The organism is Streptomyces sp. AM6-12 (assembly GCF_044327085.1).
Lineage (GTDB): Bacteria > Actinomycetota > Actinomycetes > Streptomycetales > Streptomycetaceae > Streptomyces.
Map to the genome: position 1 here is coordinate 2,432,672 of NZ_JBIQWN010000001.1, position 19,773 is coordinate 2,452,444.

Genomic DNA, 19,773 nt, shown 5'->3' on the forward strand with positions numbered 1-19,773 from the left:
TGGACCAGTCTCACTCACCGGACGGGAGTTTCTACCCTTCGTCCGGATCCTGAGACGTTTATTTCATTTTCGCGGGGCCGGCAGACCGCAGATCTTCCACCCCCCGCGGAGGGGATTCACCCGACGTCGAGACGCAGGAGATCCTCCTCCGTCTCCCGCCGGACGATCAGCCGGGCCTCGCCGTCCTTCACCGCGACGACGGGCGGCCTCGGCACATGGTTGTAGTTGCTGGCCATCGACCGGCAGTACGCCCCCGTGGCCGGTACGGCGATGAGGTCGCCCGGCGCCAGATCGGCGGGCAGGAACGCGTCCTTGACCACGATGTCCCCGCTCTCGCAGTGCTTGCCGACGACCCGGACGAGCATCGGTTCGGCATCGCTGGCCCGCGAGACGAGGGCGACGCTGTACGCGGCGTCGTACAGCGCGGTCCGGATGTTGTCGGACATGCCGCCGTCGACGGAGACGTAGGTGCGCAGCGCCTCCAGCGGCTTCACGGTGCCGACCTCGTAGAGAGTGAACGCGGTCGGGCCGACGATGGCGCGCCCCGGCTCGACCGAGATGCGGGGGGTGCGCAGCCGCGCCGCCTCGCACTCGCGGCTGACGATCTCGCCGAGCGCCTTGGCGATCTCGTGCGGCTCGCGCGGGTCGTCGTCGCTGGTGTAGGCGATGCCGAGGCCGCCGCCGAGGTCGATCTCGGGCAGCTCGACGCCGTGCTCGTCGCGGATGTCCTTGAGCAGTCCGACGACGCGGTGGGCGGCGACCTCGAACCCGGACATGTCGAAGATCTGCGAGCCGATGTGGGAGTGGATGCCGATCAGTTCGAGCCCGTCCAGGTGCAGCGCCCGCCGCACCGCCTCGGCGGCCTGCCCACCGGCGAGCGGGATGCCGAACTTCTGGTCCTCGTGGGCGGTGGCGATGAACTCGTGGGTGTGGGCCTCGACGCCGACGGTGATCCGGATCTGCGCCTTCTGCCGCTTGCCCAGGGACTGGGCGATGTGGGCGACCCGCACGATCTCCTGGAAGGAGTCGAGCACGATCCGCCCGACACCGGCCTCCACGGCGCGGGTGATCTCCCCGACGGACTTGTTGTTCCCGTGGAAGGCGATGCGCGCGGGGTCCATCCCCGCGGACAGCGCCGTGGCCAGCTCGCCGCCGGAGCAGACGTCGAGATTCAGCCCTTCTTCCGCAAGCCAGCGCACGACGGCCCGCGAGAGGAACGCCTTCCCGGCGTAGAACACGTCGGCGTCGGCCCCGAAGGCGGTGCGCCAGGCGCGCGCCCGCGCCCGGAAGTCGGCCTCGTCCATGACGTAGGCGGGCGTGCCGAACTCCTCGGCGAGTCGGGTCACGGGGACCCCGCCGACGGTGACGACCCCGTCCTCACCGCGGCCGACGGTCTGCGCCCAGACCTTGTGGTCGAGCAGGTTGAGGTCGGTGGGCGGCGCGGAGTAGTGCCCCTCGGGCAGGACATCGGCGTGACGGGGCCCGGCGGGATGGGCGGAACGGCTCATGACGGTGGCTCTCAGACTCTCTGTCTCTCTCCGGGGGACATCTGTGCCTCGGTCCCCTCAGAGATGTTCGGGTGCGTCGATGCCGAGCAGGGACAGGCCGCCGGCCAGCACCGTCCCGGCCGCTTCGGCAAGCGCGAGCCGGGCCCGGTGGGCGGCCGAGGGTTTCTCCTCGCCGATCGGCAGCACACAGCTCAGAAAGGGCAGCACGGCATCCGCGACGGTGACGAGATGCCGGGCCAACCGGTCCGGGGCGCGGTGGGTGGCGGCTGCGGTGAGGATGCGGGGGTAGTCGGACAGGGGGGCGTGGAGGGGGGCGGCGAGGGCCGGGGCGCCGACGTGGACATCCGCACCGGGAGTGACGGGGGACGGGGGGTGACCGGGGGCGGGCCGGGGGGTAGGGGCTGCCGAGGTGTGGGGGGTGCCGGCGTGGGGGGTGGTGAGGGGGTGCTGGGTTGCCGGGGGGGTCGGCTCGGGTAGGGGGCGCGGCTCGGCCGGGGAGCCCTGCTTGGGCTGCGGTGCCGGCTCGGTCAGGAGGCTCGGCTCGGTCTGCGGAGCCGGCCCGGTCAGTGAGCCGCGCTCGGTCTGCGCAGTCGGCCCGGTCAGGGGGCCGGGCTCGGCGGCGAAGCCCAGGTCGGCGGCGTTCCGGCCGAGGGCCCGGATGCGGGCGTGGGCGTAGCGCACCCGGAACAGCGGATTGCCCTCGCGCTGGACGAGATGGTCGGCGGTGATGCGGGGCCGGTCGTGCGGCGCGGGGTGGAGCAGTGCCCAGCGGGCGGCGTCGGGCCCGAGCGGCGCGGGGTCCTCGGGCGCGGGCACGGGCCGCAGATTGACGGGCTCACCATGCGCCGCGGTGGCCCGCCCGCCCTGCGTGGCGACGATCCGTACGACGGCGTCGGCGACGACCTCGGCCCGCACCTCGTACGGCACCCGCAACGCGAGGACCTGCCCGGCGAGGGCATCCCCATGCCCGTACCGTTCCCCCCGCGCGCGGATCTCGCGCACCAGCGCCTGGAGCGGATCGACCCGCCGGTCGAGCCGGAAGTTGAGGAAACCGGGCCCTGTGACGACGACGTCCTCGATGCCCTCTGCCGCGAGGAGCCGGGGCCGCAGGATCTCGGCGACCTTGAGCGGCGGCTTCCCCGCCGCGCGCGCGAGCTGGAGCGCGACGTTGGTCGCGTACTGGCCGCATCCGCCGGCCCCCGGCTCGGTCACGACCACCCGCTCGGGAACGGTGCCGCTCAGCTCCCCCTCGTCCACGGCACGACGCACCGCGTGCAGGACGGTGCGGGAGAGCTCGACGGGGGTCACGGGACAAGGGTAGGGGAGGAGGGGGGTGGGAGGGCGAGCCGGTTTCCCTGGTGAGACGGGGAGGGGTCGTAGGCAGGCGATGGTGGCGAGGGCTTGACGAGGGCTTGGTAGTGGCGCGCGCGTTTGTCGTGGCAGGTGGCCGAGGCCTTGTCGTGCTTGAGCCGGTTGAAGCAGCGCTCGATCACGTTGCGGCGTCGGCAGGCCACCCGGTCCGGCAGGCAGCGGCCCTCACCCCGCCGGATCCGCCCGCATCACCCGATGGAAACCCCGCCGGCCACCCCATCCGCGAGCCCGTCATCGTCATCGTCCTCATCCCCGTCTCCACCACCGCCCCCTCCCCCACGCCCGGCGCGGCCCTGGATCAGCTGCTTGACGAGGCGCACGAGTTCGGCGGGTTCGAAGGGCTTGGAGAGGAAGGCGTCAACCCCGACGTCGAGGCCGGTCTCGACCTCGTACTGGGTGCACGCGCTGATGATGGCGAGGGGCAAATGGTTCGTACGGGGATCGGCACGGAGCCGGGCGGCGGTGCGCAGCCCGTCCAGCCGCGGCATGACGACGTCGAGCGTCACGAGATCGGGCCGCACGTGGTGCACCACGTCCAGACACTCGGCACCATCGGCCGCGGTCACGACCTCAAGCCCTTCCAGCTCGAGATTGACCCTGATCAGCTGCCGGATGACCTTGTTGTCGTCGACAACAAGCACCCGGCCCGACGCGCCCGGCACAACTCGAGAGTAGGACCGCCCGGGCCACCGCGTCCGGGTTTTCCCCACTTCCACCCCCTACAGGGGACCGCTCCCCGCAAACGGGTTCCTGATCACCCCACCGGACCTGCTAGTGTTCTACCCGTCGCCGCGAGCACAACGCTCCGCAACCGACACGCCCCCGTAGCTCAGGGGATAGAGCAACGGCCTCCGGAGCCGTGTGCGCAGGTTCGAATCCTGCCGGGGGCACCTCGAAGAAGGTGCCGAAAGACCCCGCCACCAGCGAAAACGTTGGGTGCGGGGTCTTTGCTTTTATGCAGCCGTACACCGCCCGGAGCGGCCGTATGCCGGCGTCTGTGGACGAGGCGTGGACGGGATCTTGGAGCATCGTCGCAGGTAATGACCCTGTTCCGAGTCGAGCAGGCCTGCTCCTCGCTATCGTCGTTCTGGCCCTGAGGTCCACCGTGGCGAGACATCAAGCCGGCCGTCGCGAGCTGTCGCAGGTGCCCTCAGTCGCCGGCTCCAGACAGACGAACAGACGAGTTGGGGGGACTCATGGATCTATCCGCTGTGGCCGTTGGGCTGATCACCGCTGGAGGAACTCTGGGCGGGGCGACGTTCAACGAGTTCGCCAGCCAGAAGCGCGAAAAGCGTGCTGATCAACAACGCATGCAGGAACGCGACGACAGAGCACAGCAAGCAAGACGTGACCTCTATGCCCGTCTGAACGCCACCGCTCGCGCATATCGGGTCGCTGCCCGAGATGCAGTCCGAGCAACCGAGCGGGGTGAAGAGGTCGAGTCAGCGGTACTCGATGCTGCCAAAGAGGCTTGGGCGGAGGAATATTCTCAGGCGCAGATGGCACTGTCGAAGGACGTTCTGGAAGTGACTTCGGCCCTGAACAGGGCTCTCGGTGTCGGATACGCCGTTGTAAAGCAGTTGCCGGGCAGTCTCAGCCCAGATGCCGCTTACAGCCGGGCGAATGCTTGGTTCAGCGGTCCACTGTCCGACGGGGTGTACCTACTGCGGGTCACTTTGCGACATGACCTCGGCGTCGAGGTGCAGCCTGACTTCGAACGCTCTCGCATGCGAGCTCTCGCTGCCCTCGACAGTGGACGAAGAACCCTTGAGGGCCAACTCGATTCAGAGCAGACCCAGACCAGCCGGTCCGCATAACGCACAATGCCGAGGCCCCTGGGCATGACGCTCAGGGGCCTGGCAGATGATCAAGTCTTGTCACTCGTATTCGCGCAGCAGGTCTTCGATGCGGCGGTTGGCGTCGTCCTGCCATCCGTCGAGGCACTTCGCGTAACGCGCCAGCATGGGCAAGGCCAGCCCTTCGCGGCCAGCACAGTGATTCTCGCTGAAACGCTGCTGGTGGGACGAATGCGGCCCATGCCTCCGCGTCGTCACCGGGCATAAGTCACGCGACAACGAGTTCGGAGGTCCGGGTTCCAGTCCACTCCCTGGCCGAGGGGCCGGGAGGGCTCCTGGCTCTCGAAGCGGGCGAGACCCGCGGCAAGCATGCCCTCGATCCATGGCGCTAGGAACCGGTTGTCGCTCACCGCGGGAGCCTCGATCCGCGGGCGGCCGATGTCAGGCCGTCGTTGGTTCCAGGCTGGGGAGTGGGCGGCGGGAGGTTGGGCCGTCGAGGTGGATGGCCACCGTGGTGTAGAAGCGGTGGATCGCGTTGTCGACGCTGCGGATGAAGCCGGATTCGGCGTTGCCGCGGGTGCTGCCCATATTCTTGAAGAGGGAGAGGCGGAAGCCCTGGATCCGGGTGGGGTTGGTCTTGGGGAGCAGGTCGGCCGGCTCGGGGCGGAGGCGTTCGAGGGTGCCGCGGGGGCCGCCGGTCCCGCCTTCGACGAGAGTTTCGATGTGGAGGTCGGCCGGTGCCTCGGCCAGGCGCCGGATGAGCCGCTTGGCCCAGGCCAGCGGGTAGCCCTGCTCGGGTGCGGGGATCTCGATGGAGGTGCGGAGCTTGCCGGTGCGCAGGTCCGCGCTGATCGCCAGGACGCCGGGCGTTCCCTCGATGCGCAGCTCCGCCTGGAGCCTGCCGTCGAGACAGAGCCGGTCGGCGAGGCGGTCCCGGCGTGCCTTCGGGTCATTGCCGCGTCTGGCGCGCTGGACGGGCAGGACCTTCTGCCCCAGTTCGCCGCCGAGTCGCAGGCAGACCTGGCGGATGAGCCGCTCCCAGCTCTCCACCACCTCCAGTGCGCGCGGGTCTCCCTGGCAGAGGGTCTCGTCGTCGATGCCGTTGCGTACCGGCACCCACGCCGGGCCCATGTTCTGGAAGCCGTGGCAGCCGGAGTTCTCGTGCCGCAGGTAGTGCAGCAGTTCCTGGAGGAGCCAGGCGTGCGCGGCGTTGCCGACACCCTCGTGCCGGATCAACACCTGGGCCTGGTGGGCGACTTCCGCCCAGGACAGGTGCCAGAGGGCCACCTTGTGCTTGCGCCGTCCGTCGGTCTTCACCGCGACGAGGGGGCTGCCCTCCAGGGCGACATCATTGGACAGCGTGATCACGGCCTCGTAGCCGCGGCGCGCGGCGATGTCCATGTATGCCTGTACCTGTTCGGCCCTGAGCGCGTTGCCGTTGGTCTTTGTCTCGACCAGCGCCGTCCACAGCTTGCCTGCCCGCTCGACACGGATCACCCCGTCGGGGCGGCGGGGGCTGTCACCGTGCGGGAGGGTGACCTCGGCGAAGGTCTCCATGCGGCCGGCCGGCGCTCCGAACGCGGCGGTGAGTCTCCTGCCGAGCTCCGGTACCTGCGCCATCACCGACAGCAGCACCGAGGTGGCACGTGTCTCGCGGTCCCGGTCGCTCTTGAGCGCCGATACCGGGAAGAGTCTGGCCTCGTTCCACGACTCGTTCTCCGCCAGCGTCTTCCTGGGGGCCTTGGGCAGGGTGACCCTCTTCTTGGCGGTACGAGGCCGCCTGGCCGGCTTCTTGGGGCCGGTCTCCTCGTCGGGCTCGCGGGGAGCGGGGACGGCGTCCAGCATCGCCCGGCGTATCGGGGCGCCGTCCGGCGCCGGCGGTGGCGTGTCCGGCCGGTCGTCGGCACCGGCGGCCGTCCCCCGCACTTCCCGTGCCTCCTGCACGTCCCGCGCGCCCTGTGCGTCCAGTGTCTCCTGTGCGTCCTCGGCCGTCGCGTCGTCGTCTATGTCCACGCCGAAGTCCGTGGCGAGGCCGGCGAGTCCGGTGTCGTAGCCTTGCCCGACGGCGCGGAACTTCCACTCCTCCCCGCGCCGGTACAGCTCGCCGAAGATGATCGCGCTCACCGAGTCGGCGTCCTCGACGGTGAAGCGGAGGAGTTGCTCACCGCTCCCGTCCGCCAACGACAGCCGTACGTCCTCTAGTTCACCGAAGCGGGCGCCCTCGTAGCGGCTGGCGGCCACGACGATGCGGGTGATCTCGCGCGGGACCGCGGTCAGGTCGAAGCTGATCCGGTCCTCGTTCCCGTCCGCCGCAGGTGCCTTGCCCAGGAGTTGCACACTCCCGTCGGCGGCGACCGGGTTGTTGTAGAAGTAGAAGTCCGCGTCGCTGCGGACCTTGCCCTTCGCGTTCAGCAGCAGGACCGACACATCGGCGTCGCCTTCGCCGGTCGGGCTCGCCCAGCCAAGGCTGACGATCACCGAGTTGGCGTTCTCGCTCAGGGCGGGCAGCGACACGTTCGAGCCCATGACCATTTCGCGCACAAAGCCCCCAAACGATGCGGACCGGGCGCGGGAAAGCGCCTGCCCCGGCCGCCTGATGCGATGCGTGGCGCTCTGTGACCGGCCGCGCGCGGATGACTGTAGTACCCACAGAGTGCGAACGCAGGAGACGTGCGGAAATTGTGTCGTATCTGTGGAGGCGATCGCGTTCCCTCCCGGCTCGCTCACCAGCCTCCCTTCTCGTCTTCTTCTGAACCGCTTTCCACGGGCGCGGCATGCCTACGGGGTCGGTGGAAGGCCGTTCGAAAGGGGGTGGAGGTGGAATGGGACGCGGCTCGGGGGAGGCCCCGGCGGAGGGAACCCGTGGATGAGGAGAGAGCGATGACGAAGACCAGGGTCGTGGCCCGCGCGGTGCTCGGTCTGGTGGTCGGGGTGGCGGCGGTGCTGACGGTGACCGGAGCGGACCGGGCCGCCGCGTCCGCTCCCGGCGACACCCACTGGGGCACGACCCACGCCGCCCTCGCCTCCACGTCCGCACCCGGCGACACCCACTGGGGCACGACCCACACCACCCCCGCCGACACCCACTGGGGCACCACCCACACCACCCCCGCCGACGCGGCGCCCGGAGACACCCACTGGGGTGGCACCCCGGCCGCGCTCGCCGCTGGTCCCGGGGACACCCACTGGGGGGCCGCCGTCGCCTAGGGCGACTGGTGCGATCCGTCCCCGCTCGTACTTCCCAGGAGCAGCCGCCCATGCCCTCACTCGGTGAACTCAGCAGTCCGTACAGCGAGTTCGATGATCGCGTCGACGCGTTGCTGCGCGGCTCCGGGTACGCGGAGCCGGTGCGGTTACACCGGGGCAGGACCGTCTTCGAGCCCTGTGCGCGGCCTCGGGGGTGGGAGGAAGCGGAGTTCGGGGTCGGGGCGCACGAGGAGGCGCCCGTGGCGGGCGTGCCCGCGTTGCGGGCGGCGTTCGCCGAGCGGGTGAGCGGCCGGCGTGGCGGGGCCGTGCCGCCCGAGCAGGTGCTGGTCACCGGTGGGGCCACGCACGCCCTCTCACTCGCGTTACGCGCCGTACTGCAGGCGGGCGACGAGGTGTTGGTGCTGTCGCCGCAGTGGCCGCATGCCACCGGGCTGGTGCGGGCGGCGGGCGGGGTGGCTCGGGAGGTGCCGGTCTTCCTGGAGCTCGGGGGCGGGTTCGGGTTCGACTTCGCCGGGGCCGTCGAGGCGGCGGTGACCAGCCGGACGCGGGCCGTCTACTTCAATAGCCCCAACAATCCGACCGGTTACCGGATGGACCGGCGACGGCTCGCCGCGCTCGTGGAGCTGGCCGAGCGGCACGATCTGTGGTTGATCGCCGACAACACGTACGACGAGTACGACTTCACCAGGGAGGGGTTCGCCGACATCGCGGCGGTCGGCGCGGCGGCGGAGCGTACGTTCTCGGCGCACGGCTGCGGGACGACGTACGCGATGCCCGGCAACCGGGTGGGGTACCTGGTCTGCCCGCCGGGGCTCGCCGCGCCGGTGGCCGCCTGGGCGCCGTACACCGGCGGGCCCGTCCCCACCGCGGCGCAGTTCGCCGCGTACGAGGCGCTGCGCACGCCGCGCGAGGAGCTGAACCGACGCCGGGACCGTGCCGCGGCGGCCTGGTGGCTGGCCGATTCGACGCTGGAGGTGCCGCACACGGACGCGTCCGGCGGCCTGTACACGTTCCTCGACCTGCGGGCCTGGGGGGACGGGGAGCGGTTCGTACGGCGGTGTGCCGAGCTCGGCGTGGGCCTTGCGCCGGGGCGGAACTTCGGGGCGCGCTACGGCGGTTGGGCGCGCCTGTGCTTCACGGCCGCGCCGCCGCGGCGCGTGGCCGAGGCGATCGAACGCATCAACAAAATCTACGGGGAAGGCGCCGATGAGGACTGAGACGGTCACGCTCGAACGCCCGAGAGCGGCTTTGACGGGGGACGGTGGGGGGACGAGAACGGCGATCTGCGGTGTGCGGCCGCTCGTGCTCATGGGTCTCACACACCTGCTGACCACGCAGTCGCCCTGCGAGGTCGTCTTCACCTCGGCCGACGCCTTTCCCGAGCCCGGCGCCGCCATCGATGTGCTGCTGGTCGAGGACACCCTGGAGCGGGACGTGCCGGAGCGTGCCGTGTGGGGCGCGAGCGCGCCGGACGTCGTCGTGGTGCGGGCCGACGCGACCCCGGACCAGGTGCTGCGCCAGGTGTACGCGGCACTGGCGCGGCGCGCGCCCCTCGCCGCGGGCGACAGGGCGCCGGCCGGGCTGTCGCCGCGCGAGGAGCAGGTGCTCCGGTTCATCGCGTCGGGCATGACCCATGGCCAGGTGGCCCGGCGCATCGGCATCAGCCAGCACACCGTGGACACGTACGTGAAGCGGGTGCGATCCAAGTTCGGCATCGGCAACAAGGCGGAACTCACCCGCGTCGCGCTCGGTCTTCAGCCCCAGTGAGCGGCCGTCGTACCGTCAGCAGCCGTACCGTCAGTAGTAGTCGCGCATGATGGTGGTGGCCCACTCGGGCTGGGTGGTCTCGCCCTGGGGGCCGAACTCGCTCATGTAGGGCTTGATGTCGAGGACGGGGGTGCCGTCGACGGCGTCCAGGCCCTGGACGTGCAGGTCGAGGCCGTCGGCCTTGATCAGGCGGCAGCGGGAGACGCCGAGCCGGTTGGGGCGGTTCTTGCCGCGCTGGGCGAAGATGCCGACGCGGGGCCAGTCGGTGTTGCCGCGCGGGTGCCGGGAGCCGGTCTCGATCTTCTCGACGGGCACGCGGTCGAAGTGGTAGACGACCTCGAGGTGGGAGAAGGAGTCCAGGCCGGCCATCGCCTCGGGGCCGTACTGGCCGGCGTCCAGACGGATGATCGCGGTCTCCCGGCCCCAGTCGTCGTCGCGGACCTCAGCCCGGCCGCCGACCACCCGGCCCACCGGGACCGAAACCACCTCGGCGGGAGTGTTGTTCTCGGGCATGAGCAGCGCCTTTCGTTCAGAGCGTGCGACACGTCGGAGGGCCGACGCGTCAGGGGGTCGGTACATCCCTGCGTCGGTACGTCAGCGGTTCGGTACGTCAACAGGTCGGTACATCAATGGAGTTGCCTACCGTATCGACCGGCCGCGGCGCGCCGGCACCCGGTGTGTCCGCAGCGCGCCAGAACCGGTCCATCCGCTCGCCGATCCGGCCGAGCAGCGCCCGCAGTTCGGTGTGGTCGGCGGCGGAGCCGTAGAGCGTGCCGATCGCGCCGAGCGTGCCCCGGCGCCAGTCGGTGTGCCACTCGGCGGGCGGGCGGAGGTCGGCGAGGTCGACGCCGGGCAGGTCCCCGAGGCCGTCGAGGAGGGAGGGCGGGCCGGGCCGGAGCGGGCCGGTGGGCGGGAACAGCAGGTACTGGAAGGTCACCCGGTCCCCGTGCAGCCGGGCGGGGGCCGGTTCGGTGACGGGCAGGCCCAGGGCCAGGCGCAGGGCGGCGGCCACCATGTCGTAGCCGGTGCGCCGTTGCACGATCTCGGCGATGAGTCCGCCGAGCCGTCCGTTGACCTCGATGATCCTCGGCCCGTGCGGGGTCAGTTTGACCTCGGTGTGGGTGATGCCGTGGCGGATGCCGAGGGCCCGTACCGCCGCCTGTGCCAGTCCTTCGGCCTCGGCGGCGAGACCGGGCGCGAGGGGGGCGGGCAGGACGTGGCCGGTCTCCCGGAACGGCGGGACCATCGGCGGTTTTCCGCTGATCGCGGCGGTGCGCGGTTCACCGTCGACGACCAGGGACTCCACGGAGACGAAGTCGGCCCAGCCGGGGCCGGTCCGGGTGGGGTCGCCGGGCAGGAACTCCTCCAGGACGAACTCGCGTTGGCCGTCGGTGGCGAACTCGCCCAGTAGGGTGCGCAGTTGGTCCGCCGAGGTGATCAGGCAGGTGTCCACGCTGCCGGCGCCGTGCCGGGGTTTGAGGACCGCGGGTGTCCCCACGCGGGCGAGCGCGGCGGCGGCCTCGTCCGGATCGCGGACGAGGCCGCACGCGGTGTGCTGGACGCCGGCGTCCGAAAGCATCTGCCGCTGGCGGTACTTGTCGGTGAGGGCCGCCGCGGTGGCGCGGGAGTGGTGGCGCAGCCCGCAGTGTTCGGCGACCGCCGCGGTGGTGCGCAGCCGGTACTCGCTGAAGGTGACGACGCCCGCGGGGCGCAGGCCCTCGGCGAGCCGGCACACCTCCTCCTCGCCGAGCCCGGTGGTGTCGGCGATCTCGGCGTGCCCGTCGATCTGCGCAAGCTCGGCCTGGTACGCCGGGTTTCCGGGCTCGCACAGGAAGACCACCCGGCACAGTCCGCGGGCCGCCGACAGGACGCGCCACGCGGTGGCGGAGCCCTGGCCGTGGACGACCAGGACGGTGGGGAGCGCGGAGTGTGCCATGGGTGCCTCCGTCAGGCCCGGCGGGCGGTGATGTTGAGCCGTACGTAGTCGACGACGGGTTCGGGCAGGCGGGCGGCGACCGCGCGCACGAAGTCCTCGTGGTCGGACTCGGGGAGCTTGTCGAGGTGGGAGCCGAGGACCACGGTGGCCAGGTAGCTGCACAGCTGGTCGCCGGGCTCCAGTCGAGCCGGGTCGGGCAGCAGGTTGACGTCGATGTCGGTGAACCCGGCCGCCGCCAGCCGCTCGGTGGTCTCCTCGACGCCGCCGAAGTACCAGACCTGGTCCTTGCCCTCGGGCTCGTCCTCCGCGCTCTTGCCGAGCACCTCCCCCACGGCCGCGTTGATCAGGGCGACATTGCCCTGGCCTCCGCACTCGGCGACGAACTGGCCGCCCGGCCGCAGATGTCCGGCCAGGTTGGCGAACAGGGCGGCGTGGTCGGTGATCCAGTGGAAGGTGGCGACGCTGGTGATCGCGTCGACCTGGCCGGAGATCGGCAGCGGCTTGGTCAGGTCGGCCTGGACGATCTCCAGCCGGTCGAGCCGGCCGGCCAGCTTGGTGCGCAGCTGGTCGAGCATCCGGGCGGAGCCGTCGACGCCGATCACCCGGCCGTCGGGGACCAGGTCGAGCAGCGCGGCGGTGTCCCGGCCGGTGCCGCAGCCGGCGTCCAGGACGGTCTCGCCGCCCTTGAGGTCCAGCCTGCCGAGGGTGCGCTTGCCCCACTGCTGGTGCGGCAGGGGCAGCGAGTCGTACGTCTTGGCGTCCCATTCACGGGGCACGGTGGGGTTCCTTCGTGTCGGTGGTGCGGTCGTTCTCGGGGTGCGGTACGGGGACGGGGGTGCCGTCGAGGACCAGGCGGGCCCCGATCGGGTGCGGGTCCCGGACCAGCCGCAGGGCGTCGCCCCCGGCGAACCAGCGGCGTATCGCGTCCGGCGCGGACTCGTCGTCGCGGGTCGGGTCGGCGGGCAGCAGCTGGACGAGGATGTCGCGCAGGCCGACGGGGGCGTCCTGCGTGGAGTAGGGGCCGCGCAGGTCGATCCGGCCGGAGGCGTGCACGGAGGCGGCCGGCGCGCCGGGCGCGGCGGCGCGCGGGTCGGCGAAGCCGAGGGCCTCGGCGGCCAGCGCGGCCAGGAAGTACTCCTGGGCGCTGGGCGCGAGGTCGGCGCCGAACAGCTGCTTGGGCTGGTCGGATTCGGCGTGCACCCCGTCGACCTCGGCGAGGACGTGGGTGCCGATCTCCCACAGGACGCGGGCGGTGCGCCGCCGGACGGTGGTGCGGTCCGGGCCGTCGGCCGCGGCGGGCGGGCTGGCGAGGTGCACGTCCCGCGCGGTCTGCACCACCGCCTTGATGCCGTTGGGCTCCTCCAGGGTGCGGTGGGCGGTGCACCGGGCGCGGGCCGCGGCCACCGCCCGCCGGGCGTGGTCGGCCGGGACCTCGCCGTCGAGCCGTATCTCGTACGAGAGCCGGCCGGTGCCGTCCGCCGCGAACTCGGCGCAGGGCAGCACCTCCAGCAGCGCCGGGCCGCAGCCCCGGCCGGACAGCTCGGTGACGACGCTGTCCGCGACGGACGCGCCGAGCGCCACCAGCACCGAGCCGACCGGGTCGAGGCAGTCCGCGGCGCCGGGCCCGAACCGCTGGTCGATGCCGAAGGCGCGGGCCACCCGCGTGGAGCCGAGCCGCATCGGTTCGGTGCGCACCCGGCAGCGGCCGGCCGCCGCGGCCTGGGCCGCCACGCCGATGCTCAGCTGCGCCTCCCAGGAGTCCTCCGCTATCTGCTCGGCGAGGGACCGCCGGGCGCGCAGGTCGACGCCGTTCAGCATCGTTCGTCACCTCCGGTGCGCTGGGCGAGTGCGGTGTCCAGGGCCCGCCGCAGCCGGCCGGACAGGGCGTCGGCGTCGGTGACGCCCACCGAGAGGCGGACCAGTCGCCGGGTGATGCCCTGTTCCCGGCGGACCCGTTCGCTGAGGTGGGCGTGGCTGGTGCGGGCGGGCAGCCGGGCGGTGCTGCCGAGGGGGCTGTGGTCGCCCGTGCAGGCGGCCAGGATGCCGGTGAGGTCGTGGATGTCCGGGGCGACCTCGAAGGACAGCAGCCCGCCGAAGCCCCGGTGGGTCTCCAGCGCCCAGGGTGCCGCGTCGAACGACGGGCGGTGTACGGCCCGTACGGCCCGGTGGGCGCGCAGCATCCCGGCGACCCGCTCGGCGCCGTCGCGCTGGGCGGTCAGCCGCAGCGGGAGGGTGGCCAGGGAGCGTTCGAGGAGGTGGGCGGACCAGTCGGGTACCGCGCCGCCGAGCCGCGCGCACTGCTCCGCGATCCTCGGCAGGTACCGGTCCAGGCCGGTGACGAGGGCCGCGCCGACGTCGCCCCAGCCGTCGAGGAAGGGCACCGTGTCCTCGATGACGATCACGGCGCCGGTCTCCAGGGGCCGCAGTTCGGCGGGGGACAGCGCGGTGTTGTCCACGACCAGCAGCAGATCGTTCATCTGGGCGTGGATGGCGATCTCGTTGAGCGGGGCGGGCCGCATCAGCGGGTCGCTGAGGGACTGCGTGTAGACGACCTGGGTCTCGGGCCGTACGGCGGTCAGGACGGCGTCCGCGTCGGTGGGGTCGACGAAGGTCACCGTGCGGCCCAGGCCCGCGAGTTCGCGGGTGAGGACGCCGCGCAGCGGGTCGCAGGTCTGGTCGGAGGCGATGAGGTGCCCGCCGGGGTTGGTGAGCGCGAGCAGCGTGGCCGTGGTGGCCGCGACGACGCCGGGCACGAGCAGCGCGCTGTCGGCGCCGTGCAGGGCGGCGAAGGCGTCCTCGACCCGCCGGGCGGGGCTCGCGAAGGCCGGTTCGGCGGTGGCCGCGGGGGCGGTGGAGTGCATGGTCACCGCCGGCACACGGGCGCGTCGGACAGGCCGATGCGCTGGTGGAAGTAGTGGAAGATGATCTCCTCGTGCAGCGCCTCGCCGTCCAGGGTCGGCTTGAGGGCGGTGCCGTCGTTGACCTTCTCGACCAGTCCGCGCTCGATCAGCTCGGCGAAGGCGGAGGCGAACGGTTCCGTCTCCAGCAGGTCGGCGCCGAAGCGCTCCTGGTAGCGGGCGAGGTCGATCGGCTGGTTGGCCTTGAAGTTGAAGCCGAGCGCGGTGCCGATGGCCTTGTGGCCGCTGAGCCGGCGGCCGAAGTTGAGCGGCAGTCCCTCGTCGTTCTGCATGAACGACACGTACTTGCTGATGTCGGTGATGTTGTGCGTCTGGAGGAACTCCTCCTGGTCTCCGGTGAGCCAGCCGTAGGCACCGGGACCGTACGCGATCATGGTGTTGTAGTGCTCCCACTTGTTCTTCGAGGTCTGCGGGATGTTGCCGCCCTCGTAGGTGCCGGGCCGGCTCCACCAGCCGCAGGGGCTCGGGTAGTAGCCCTGCTCCAGCAGGACCTCGACGGCCTCCTGGCGCATCGCGTACGTCGAGTCCAGCTCCGGGAACCGGCCCTCGCGGATGAGCCGTTCACGCACCGCGGGGTTGTTCCAGACCGCGCGGTTGCCGATGCCCATCTCCTCGCGGTCGGCGTTGCGCAGCCGGTAGATGGTGATGGTGGGGACGCCGAGGCCGGTGAGGATCTCCATGTCCCGGCGCACCGACTCCGGGGTCTGGTACGGCAGGCCGAACATCATGTCGACGTTGAAGGGGCAGCCGGTCGCGAGCAGGTTCTCGATGGCCTCCAGCGACTGGGCCGTGGAGTGGCGGCGCTTGGTGAAGTCGTTCACCTCGTCCTGGAGCGACTGCACGCCGAGGATGAACCGGTTGAAGCCCAGCTCCCGCGCGGTCTCCAGGTGGTGCTGCTGGAAGTTCTCCGGGTTGCCCTCGATGTTGAACTCGATCCCGTCCGCGAGGTCGTAGTTCTCCCGGACGTGCTCGACCAGCGGCCGGATGTACTCGGGGCTGTTGAGCAGCAGGGCCGCGGTGCCGCCGCCGATGTAGAACGACTCGATGCGGGCGCGGGGTATCCAGTCGAAGCGGTCCAGGTAGCGGCGGGACTCCTCGATGAGGAGGTCGGACCACAGGCGCAGGGCGCCGTCCTCCTTGCCGCGGGGCACCAGGCGTTTGACGTAGTTGCAGAAGTGACAGATGTAGTTGCACAGCGGGAGGTGGAAGTACAGGTGGGCCGGGTGTCCCGCGCCCGCGAACCGGCCGTACTCGGTGGCGAGTTCGTCGGCGGAGAGGCGGTCGCCCTCGTTCGAGGTGACGTTGATGTTGTACTCGTCGCGGGGGATCTGGAGCTGCGGGTTGCGGTCCAGGAGGCGGCCGAGGTTGAGCTCCAGATCGACCGTGGTGCCGTCGGTGGTGGGGACGGACATGGGAACTCCTTGGCTGTGGACGGGCCCGGATGGCTTGTGGCGGCACCGGGGCGGTACGGGATGGCGCGAGGAGCGTGGGTTTCGTCGGGAGGCGTCGGACTCGTGGGGGCGTGGTTCAGCGGGCGTAGTACCGGGACATCGCCTCGTGCAGCCAGGCCGGTTCGCGGACCGTGTCCGCCGGCGGCGCGAAGATCCGCTGGTAGGGCTTGACGTCGAGGACCGGGGTGCCGTCCAGCGCGTCGAGCGCCCGGACGTGCAGGGTCAGCCCGTCGACCCGGACCAGCTCGCAGCGCGAGACGCCGAGCCGGTTGGGGCGTTCCTTGAGGCGCTGGGCGAGGATGCCGAGGCGGGGCAGATCGGTGCGGCCTCGGGGGTGGCAGTCGCCGGTGACGGCCGCCGACTCGGGGATCAGGTGGAAGTGGAAGACGATTTCGAGGTGCGAGAACTGCTCCAGGCCGGTCACGGCCTCGGGCCTCAGCCGCTCCGGGTCCAGTTCGATGACCGAGGTGACGCCGCCCCAGTGGTCGTGCTCGGGCACGCTGCGCGGCGAGCGGACGACGCCGATGGGCTGGAGGGCGTACGGGGGCGGGGTCCCGTCCGGGTCCTGCACGGGTGCTCCTTCGCGGGGCTGGGGGGTCAGGAGGCGACGGCGGACGCGGCGGCCAGGTCGAGCTGTTCGCGCAGCCGCCGGCCCAGGACCTCGACCTGGCCGGGCTCGACCATCGTGAAGTGGTCGCCCGGGACGTCGACGACGACGGCGCGCCCGGCGACCTCGCTCCAGCCCAGGTCCTCGGGGAGCGTCCCGCCCTCCATGGAGCGGTCGGTGACCCGGAAGACGGTGACGGTGCCGTCGTACGGCTTGATCTCGTAGGCCGCGAGGGCGTCCAGGTTGTACTGGTACATGTCGATCATGCGGCGCAGCCGGTCGGCGTCGAAGTCGGCGGGCATGGTGCCGGCCTCGACGGCCAGCTCGACCAGGGTCCGCGCCCGGCTGTCCGGGTCCAGACCGCGCAGCCAGTCGATGTCCAGCTCCAGCTTGAGCCCGCGCCACAGCAGGGCGCGCAGCGCGAAGTCCGGGTCGGCGCTGGGCTCGACGGTGATGCGGGTGTCGAGCAGGCCGACGAGCCCGACGCGTTCGCCCCGTTCCCTCAGACGCCGGGCGGTCTCGTAGGCGAGCAGTCCGCCCATCGAGTAGCCCATCAGGTTCCACTCGACGCCCTCGGGGTGGACGGTGCGCAGCTGCTCGATGAAGTGCTCGGAGATCGCCTCGATCGAGGTCAGGGGCTCCTCGCCGGGCAGCAGGCCGAGCGACTGCACGGCCCAGAAGGGCTGGTCGAGGCCCATGGCGCGGGCGATGGGCGGGTAGAGCAGGACGGTGCCGGACACCGGCGGCAGGGCGTACACCGGGCTGCCGCTCGCGCCCTGCTGGATGCGGACCAGCTGGCCCGGCCGGTCGGCGGTGCCCCGGCGGACGATCTCCGCGAGTTCGGCGACGGTGGCCGCGGCGAGCAGATCGGCGGCGGTCAGGTCGACCTGGAACAGCCGGCGCACCTCCACGGTCAGCTTGATGGCGAGCAGGGAGTGGCCGCCGAGCGAGAAGAAGTCGTCGTGGATGCCGACGTCGTCGCGGCCCAGCAACCGGCGCCATACGTCCGCCAGTTGGAGTTCCACTCCGTCGCGACCGGGGTCCGTGGTCGGGTTGGGGTGAGTCATCGTCTCCCTCGTCCGGTGTGTCGTGGGGATGTGCTGCGGGGGCCGCGGCGCCGGTCAGGTCGCGGGCACCGTCGCGGGGGCGGCTTCCGCCGCCGCGGCCCTGCGGCGCTCGGCCCAGCGCACCGCCGGTGCCATCGCGAGTCCGCCGAGCAGGAACACCGCGCCCAGGGTCAGCCAGCCGGGGGTGCCCCAGTCGATGAGCAGCAGGGTCAGCGAGACCGGGCCGAACATCTGCACCGCCGCGATGCCGGTGTTGAACAGCCCCTGGTACTGGCCCTGTTTGTCGGGCGGGGCGAGTTCGTAGCCGATCACCCAGGAGCCGGCCGACTGGACCATCTCGCCGTACACGTGGAGGGCGGCGGCCACCACCAGCGTCACGGTCGCGGCCCAGGGGCCGCGGCCCGAGGAGAGCGCGAACGCGGCGCAGCAGCCGAGCAGGGCCACTCCGGCGACGCGGAAGGCGCGGACGGCGGAGCGCAGTTCACCGATCTTCTTGGTCACGGGGACCTGGAGGCCGACGCAGGCGAGGGTGTTCAGGAGGAGGAGTACGGCGGTGAGCGCGTGCGGGGCGCCGGTGTGCAGGGCGATCCACAGCGGCAGGATCACCTCGAGGATCGGGATGTGCAGCTGCATCACCATGTTGAGCACGGCGAGCAGCGCGTACGGGGTGTCGCGCAGCACCGCGAGCCGCGGTTCGCCCGGCGGGCGCCGCGGGGCGGGCGGTACGGCGGGCAGCCGCAGGAACACCAGCCCGCAGACCACGAAGCTGAGCGCGTTGAGCAGGAAGGTGAGCCGGTACGCCGTCCCGGTGTCCCACAGCAGGGCCAGGCCGCCGAGCGCGGCGCCGGCCGAGACGCCCACATTGGTGACCACACGGATCTTGGCGCGGACCCGGACCAGGTTCTCGCCGTCCAGCACGGCCGGGATCAGGGCCTGGCGGGCCGCGTAGGCGCCGCGGTCGAACAGCGCGTACAGAAAGGCGAAGACGATGAACAGCGGGTACGCGTCGGTGAGCAGGTAGGCGGCGGTGGCGAGGCCCGCGAGGACGAGGAGCGCGGCCGCGGTGCCGCGCGGGCCCCTGCGGTCGGCGAGGTGTCCGAAGGGGACGCCCGCGAAGAGTCCGGCGATGCCCGCGATGCTCAGGCCCAGGCCGAGCTGGGCCGGGGTGAAGCCCGCGATCCGGGTGAAATAGAGGGCGGAACAGGTGACGAAGACGCCGTTTCCGAGGGAATTGGCGAGCGTGCCGAGCACCAGGGTGCGGGCAGGCCCTTCCTCGACGAACCGGGATTTCATGCGGCTTCGCCCTTCTCGGCGTTTTCCTTGCCGGGAATTCCCGGAAATGCGGTGCGGTAGAAGTCGCGCATCACGGAGGTGATCTCCGTCGTATTGCGATAGCAGTCGGCGTGCGACCCCCGCACGGTCTCGACCCGGAGCATGCCGCCGGCGCGGGCTGCGAGACGCTCGCGTTCGCCGGGCAGGATGTTGCGGCTGTCCGCGCCGGCCAGCACCAGCACCGGGACACCGAGCCGCTCCAGCAGGTCCGGCAGATGCCCGAAGTCGTAGGTCCAGCGCAGCAGGCTGCCCTCGGCCCACTCGTCGGCCTCGTGCAGCGCGGGGTGCGCGTCGAAGGACTGGTCGATCACCACCAGGCTGCGGACGCGGGAGGCTCCCCAGGTGACCGCGGAGACGGCCGCCACGAGACCGCCGTAGGAGTATCCGACCAGGTGCACCTCGTCGGGGAGGATGTCGGCGATGCGGTGCAGGTCGGCGGAGAAGTCCAGCACCGAGTAGCCCCAGACCGGCCGGTGGCTGTCGCCGTGGGCGCGCAGCGAGGGGTGGACGGCGACCGCGCCGGCCGGGCACAGGGCGTCGCCGAGGGGCCGCAACTGGCTCTTGTCGCCGCCGAATCCGTGCAGCAGGAGCATGCTGCCCGGAGCGCCGCCGGCGCCGGAGCGTCCGGGTACGGCGTCGTAGTCCAGCAGTCGGACACCGCTGCCGTGTCCCGCCAGGGCCGGTGTGGGAAGCACGCGGTCTTCCGGTCCGGCAACGCTCATCGAGATCAACCCCCTTGAGGAATGCCGAGGTCGCTGCCCGGCCCGCTCAGATTCCGGTTCCGCGGCGGGGGAAGTCAACTCCCTTCGCTGT

19 protein-coding genes, 1 tRNA gene and 1 pseudogene are annotated in these 19,773 nt (G+C 71.7%); 5 read left to right on the forward strand and 16 right to left on the reverse strand.

What is annotated here, in order from left to right; all coding sequences use genetic code 11:
* Positions 1-116: 116 nt before the first annotated feature.
* From lysA to ACE4Q9_RS10785, 4 genes and pseudogenes are all read right to left on the reverse strand, one after another.
* Positions 117-1,508: a diaminopimelate decarboxylase gene (gene lysA / locus ACE4Q9_RS10770; protein WP_397984021.1), complete on the reverse strand. Its 1,392-nt coding sequence runs from the start codon at positions 1,506-1,508 to the stop codon at positions 117-119.
* 57 nt (positions 1,509-1,565) lie between these two features.
* The gene (gene nrtL, locus ACE4Q9_RS10775; RefSeq protein ID WP_397984022.1) at positions 1,566-2,816 is read right to left on the reverse strand and encodes an ArgS-related anticodon-binding protein NrtL; all 1,251 of its coding nucleotides are present in this window, start codon (positions 2,814-2,816) and stop codon (positions 1,566-1,568) included.
* Between the two features lie 95 nt (positions 2,817-2,911).
* Positions 2,912-3,064: pseudogene (locus tag ACE4Q9_RS10780) on the reverse strand (IS5/IS1182 family transposase); the annotation flags it as partial.
* A gap of 3 nt (positions 3,065-3,067) precedes the next feature.
* Positions 3,068-3,589: a response regulator gene (locus ACE4Q9_RS10785; RefSeq protein ID WP_397987173.1), complete on the reverse strand. Its 522-nt coding sequence runs from the start codon at positions 3,587-3,589 to the stop codon at positions 3,068-3,070.
* A gap of 108 nt (positions 3,590-3,697) precedes the next feature.
* Here ACE4Q9_RS10785 and ACE4Q9_RS10790 point away from each other — a divergent pair.
* A tRNA-Arg gene (locus tag ACE4Q9_RS10790) sits at positions 3,698-3,769 on the forward strand.
* A gap of 321 nt (positions 3,770-4,090) precedes the next feature.
* Positions 4,091-4,696: a hypothetical protein gene (locus tag ACE4Q9_RS10795; protein ID WP_397984023.1), complete on the forward strand. Its 606-nt coding sequence runs from the start codon at positions 4,091-4,093 to the stop codon at positions 4,694-4,696.
* 60 nt (positions 4,697-4,756) lie between these two features.
* On the opposite strand, the gene ACE4Q9_RS10800 is transcribed toward ACE4Q9_RS10795, so the two are convergent.
* Together ACE4Q9_RS10800 and ACE4Q9_RS10805 are read right to left on the reverse strand one after the other, a co-directional pair.
* Complete coding sequence (locus ACE4Q9_RS10800) at positions 4,757-4,933, reverse strand: hypothetical protein (protein ID WP_397984024.1); 177 nt, start codon at positions 4,931-4,933, stop codon at positions 4,757-4,759.
* Positions 4,934-5,116: 183 nt separating this feature from the next.
* Positions 5,117-7,207 carry a TerD family protein gene (locus ACE4Q9_RS10805; protein ID WP_397987174.1) on the reverse strand — a complete coding sequence of 697 codons (2,091 nt, stop codon included), beginning with the start codon at positions 7,205-7,207 and terminating at the stop codon, positions 5,117-5,119.
* 348 nt (positions 7,208-7,555) lie between these two features.
* On the opposite strand from ACE4Q9_RS10805, the gene ACE4Q9_RS10810 reads away from it, so the two are divergent.
* From ACE4Q9_RS10810 to ACE4Q9_RS10820, 3 genes are all read left to right on the forward strand, one after another.
* On the forward strand, positions 7,556-7,882 hold the full coding sequence (locus ACE4Q9_RS10810) for a hypothetical protein (RefSeq protein WP_397984025.1): 327 nt from the start codon (positions 7,556-7,558) through the stop codon (positions 7,880-7,882).
* 50 nt (positions 7,883-7,932) lie between these two features.
* The gene (locus ACE4Q9_RS10815) at positions 7,933-9,099 is read left to right on the forward strand and encodes a pyridoxal phosphate-dependent aminotransferase (RefSeq protein WP_397984026.1); all 1,167 of its coding nucleotides are present in this window, start codon (positions 7,933-7,935) and stop codon (positions 9,097-9,099) included.
* Between the two features lie 91 nt (positions 9,100-9,190).
* A complete protein-coding gene (locus ACE4Q9_RS10820) occupies positions 9,191-9,649 on the forward strand; it encodes a LuxR family transcriptional regulator (RefSeq protein ID WP_397984027.1) in 459 nt (152 codons plus the stop codon).
* 30 nt (positions 9,650-9,679) lie between these two features.
* Here the strand turns inward: ACE4Q9_RS10820 and ACE4Q9_RS10825 are convergent, their stop codons facing one another.
* The 10 genes from ACE4Q9_RS10825 to ACE4Q9_RS10870 all read right to left on the reverse strand — a co-directional run bounded on the left by ACE4Q9_RS10825 (position 9,680) and on the right by ACE4Q9_RS10870 (position 19,655).
* A complete protein-coding gene (locus ACE4Q9_RS10825; protein ID WP_397984028.1) occupies positions 9,680-10,162 on the reverse strand; it encodes an SAM-dependent methyltransferase in 483 nt (160 codons plus the stop codon).
* Positions 10,163-10,259: 97 nt separating this feature from the next.
* Positions 10,260-11,585 (reverse strand): acetyl-CoA carboxylase biotin carboxylase subunit family protein, encoded by a 1,326-nt coding sequence (locus ACE4Q9_RS10830; protein ID WP_397984029.1) that lies wholly within the window; start codon positions 11,583-11,585, stop codon positions 10,260-10,262.
* Between the two features lie 11 nt (positions 11,586-11,596).
* Positions 11,597-12,361: a class I SAM-dependent methyltransferase gene (locus ACE4Q9_RS10835; RefSeq protein WP_397984030.1), complete on the reverse strand. Its 765-nt coding sequence runs from the start codon at positions 12,359-12,361 to the stop codon at positions 11,597-11,599.
* Positions 12,351-13,403, reverse strand: a complete 1,053-nt coding sequence (locus ACE4Q9_RS10840) for a hypothetical protein (RefSeq protein WP_397984031.1) — start codon at positions 13,401-13,403, stop codon at positions 12,351-12,353. Before ACE4Q9_RS10840 ends, ACE4Q9_RS10835 begins: the two co-directional genes overlap by 11 nt.
* On the reverse strand, positions 13,397-14,446 hold the full coding sequence (locus ACE4Q9_RS10845; RefSeq protein WP_397984032.1) for a PLP-dependent transferase: 1,050 nt from the start codon (positions 14,444-14,446) through the stop codon (positions 13,397-13,399). Before ACE4Q9_RS10845 ends, ACE4Q9_RS10840 begins: the two co-directional genes overlap by 7 nt.
* Positions 14,447-14,448: 2 nt before the next feature.
* A complete protein-coding gene (locus ACE4Q9_RS10850; protein ID WP_397984033.1) occupies positions 14,449-15,915 on the reverse strand; it encodes a radical SAM protein in 1,467 nt (488 codons plus the stop codon).
* A 115-nt stretch (positions 15,916-16,030) separates the two neighbouring features.
* Entirely contained in the window at positions 16,031-16,525 is a 495-nt protein-coding gene (locus tag ACE4Q9_RS10855; RefSeq protein ID WP_397984034.1) for an SAM-dependent methyltransferase, read from the reverse strand.
* 26 nt (positions 16,526-16,551) lie between these two features.
* Entirely contained in the window at positions 16,552-17,628 is a 1,077-nt protein-coding gene (locus tag ACE4Q9_RS10860) for a thioesterase domain-containing protein (RefSeq protein WP_397984035.1), read from the reverse strand.
* A gap of 54 nt (positions 17,629-17,682) precedes the next feature.
* Positions 17,683-18,921 carry an MFS transporter gene (locus ACE4Q9_RS10865; protein WP_397984036.1) on the reverse strand — a complete coding sequence of 413 codons (1,239 nt, stop codon included), beginning with the start codon at positions 18,919-18,921 and terminating at the stop codon, positions 17,683-17,685.
* The gene (locus ACE4Q9_RS10870) at positions 18,918-19,655 is read right to left on the reverse strand and encodes an alpha/beta fold hydrolase (RefSeq protein WP_397984037.1); all 738 of its coding nucleotides are present in this window, start codon (positions 19,653-19,655) and stop codon (positions 18,918-18,920) included. The genes ACE4Q9_RS10865 and ACE4Q9_RS10870 overlap by 4 nt, the downstream gene beginning before the upstream one ends.
* Between the last annotated feature and the right edge of the window lie 118 nt (positions 19,656-19,773).

Bases quoted from the DNA above. Each gene is read 5' to 3' on its own strand.
- lysA (WP_397984021.1), bottom strand. From the start codon at position 1,508: ATGAGCCGTTCCGCCCATCCCGCCGGGCCCCGTCACGCCGATGTCCTG.
- ACE4Q9_RS10805 (WP_397987174.1), bottom strand. From the start codon at position 7,207: ATGGTCATGGGCTCGAACGTGTCGCTGCCCGCCCTGAGCGAGAACGCC.
- ACE4Q9_RS10810 (WP_397984025.1), top strand. From the start codon at position 7,556: ATGACGAAGACCAGGGTCGTGGCCCGCGCGGTGCTCGGTCTGGTGGTC.
- ACE4Q9_RS10815 (WP_397984026.1), top strand. From the start codon at position 7,933: ATGCCCTCACTCGGTGAACTCAGCAGTCCGTACAGCGAGTTCGATGAT.
- ACE4Q9_RS10820 (WP_397984027.1), top strand. From the start codon at position 9,191: ATGGGTCTCACACACCTGCTGACCACGCAGTCGCCCTGCGAGGTCGTC.
- ACE4Q9_RS10825 (WP_397984028.1), bottom strand. From the start codon at position 10,162: ATGCCCGAGAACAACACTCCCGCCGAGGTGGTTTCGGTCCCGGTGGGC.
- ACE4Q9_RS10830 (WP_397984029.1), bottom strand. From the start codon at position 11,585: ATGGCACACTCCGCGCTCCCCACCGTCCTGGTCGTCCACGGCCAGGGC.
- ACE4Q9_RS10840 (WP_397984031.1), bottom strand. From the start codon at position 13,403: ATGCTGAACGGCGTCGACCTGCGCGCCCGGCGGTCCCTCGCCGAGCAG.
- ACE4Q9_RS10845 (WP_397984032.1), bottom strand. From the start codon at position 14,446: ATGCACTCCACCGCCCCCGCGGCCACCGCCGAACCGGCCTTCGCGAGC.
- ACE4Q9_RS10850 (WP_397984033.1), bottom strand. From the start codon at position 15,915: ATGTCCGTCCCCACCACCGACGGCACCACGGTCGATCTGGAGCTCAAC.
- ACE4Q9_RS10860 (WP_397984035.1), bottom strand. From the start codon at position 17,628: ATGACTCACCCCAACCCGACCACGGACCCCGGTCGCGACGGAGTGGAA.
- ACE4Q9_RS10865 (WP_397984036.1), bottom strand. From the start codon at position 18,921: ATGAAATCCCGGTTCGTCGAGGAAGGGCCTGCCCGCACCCTGGTGCTC.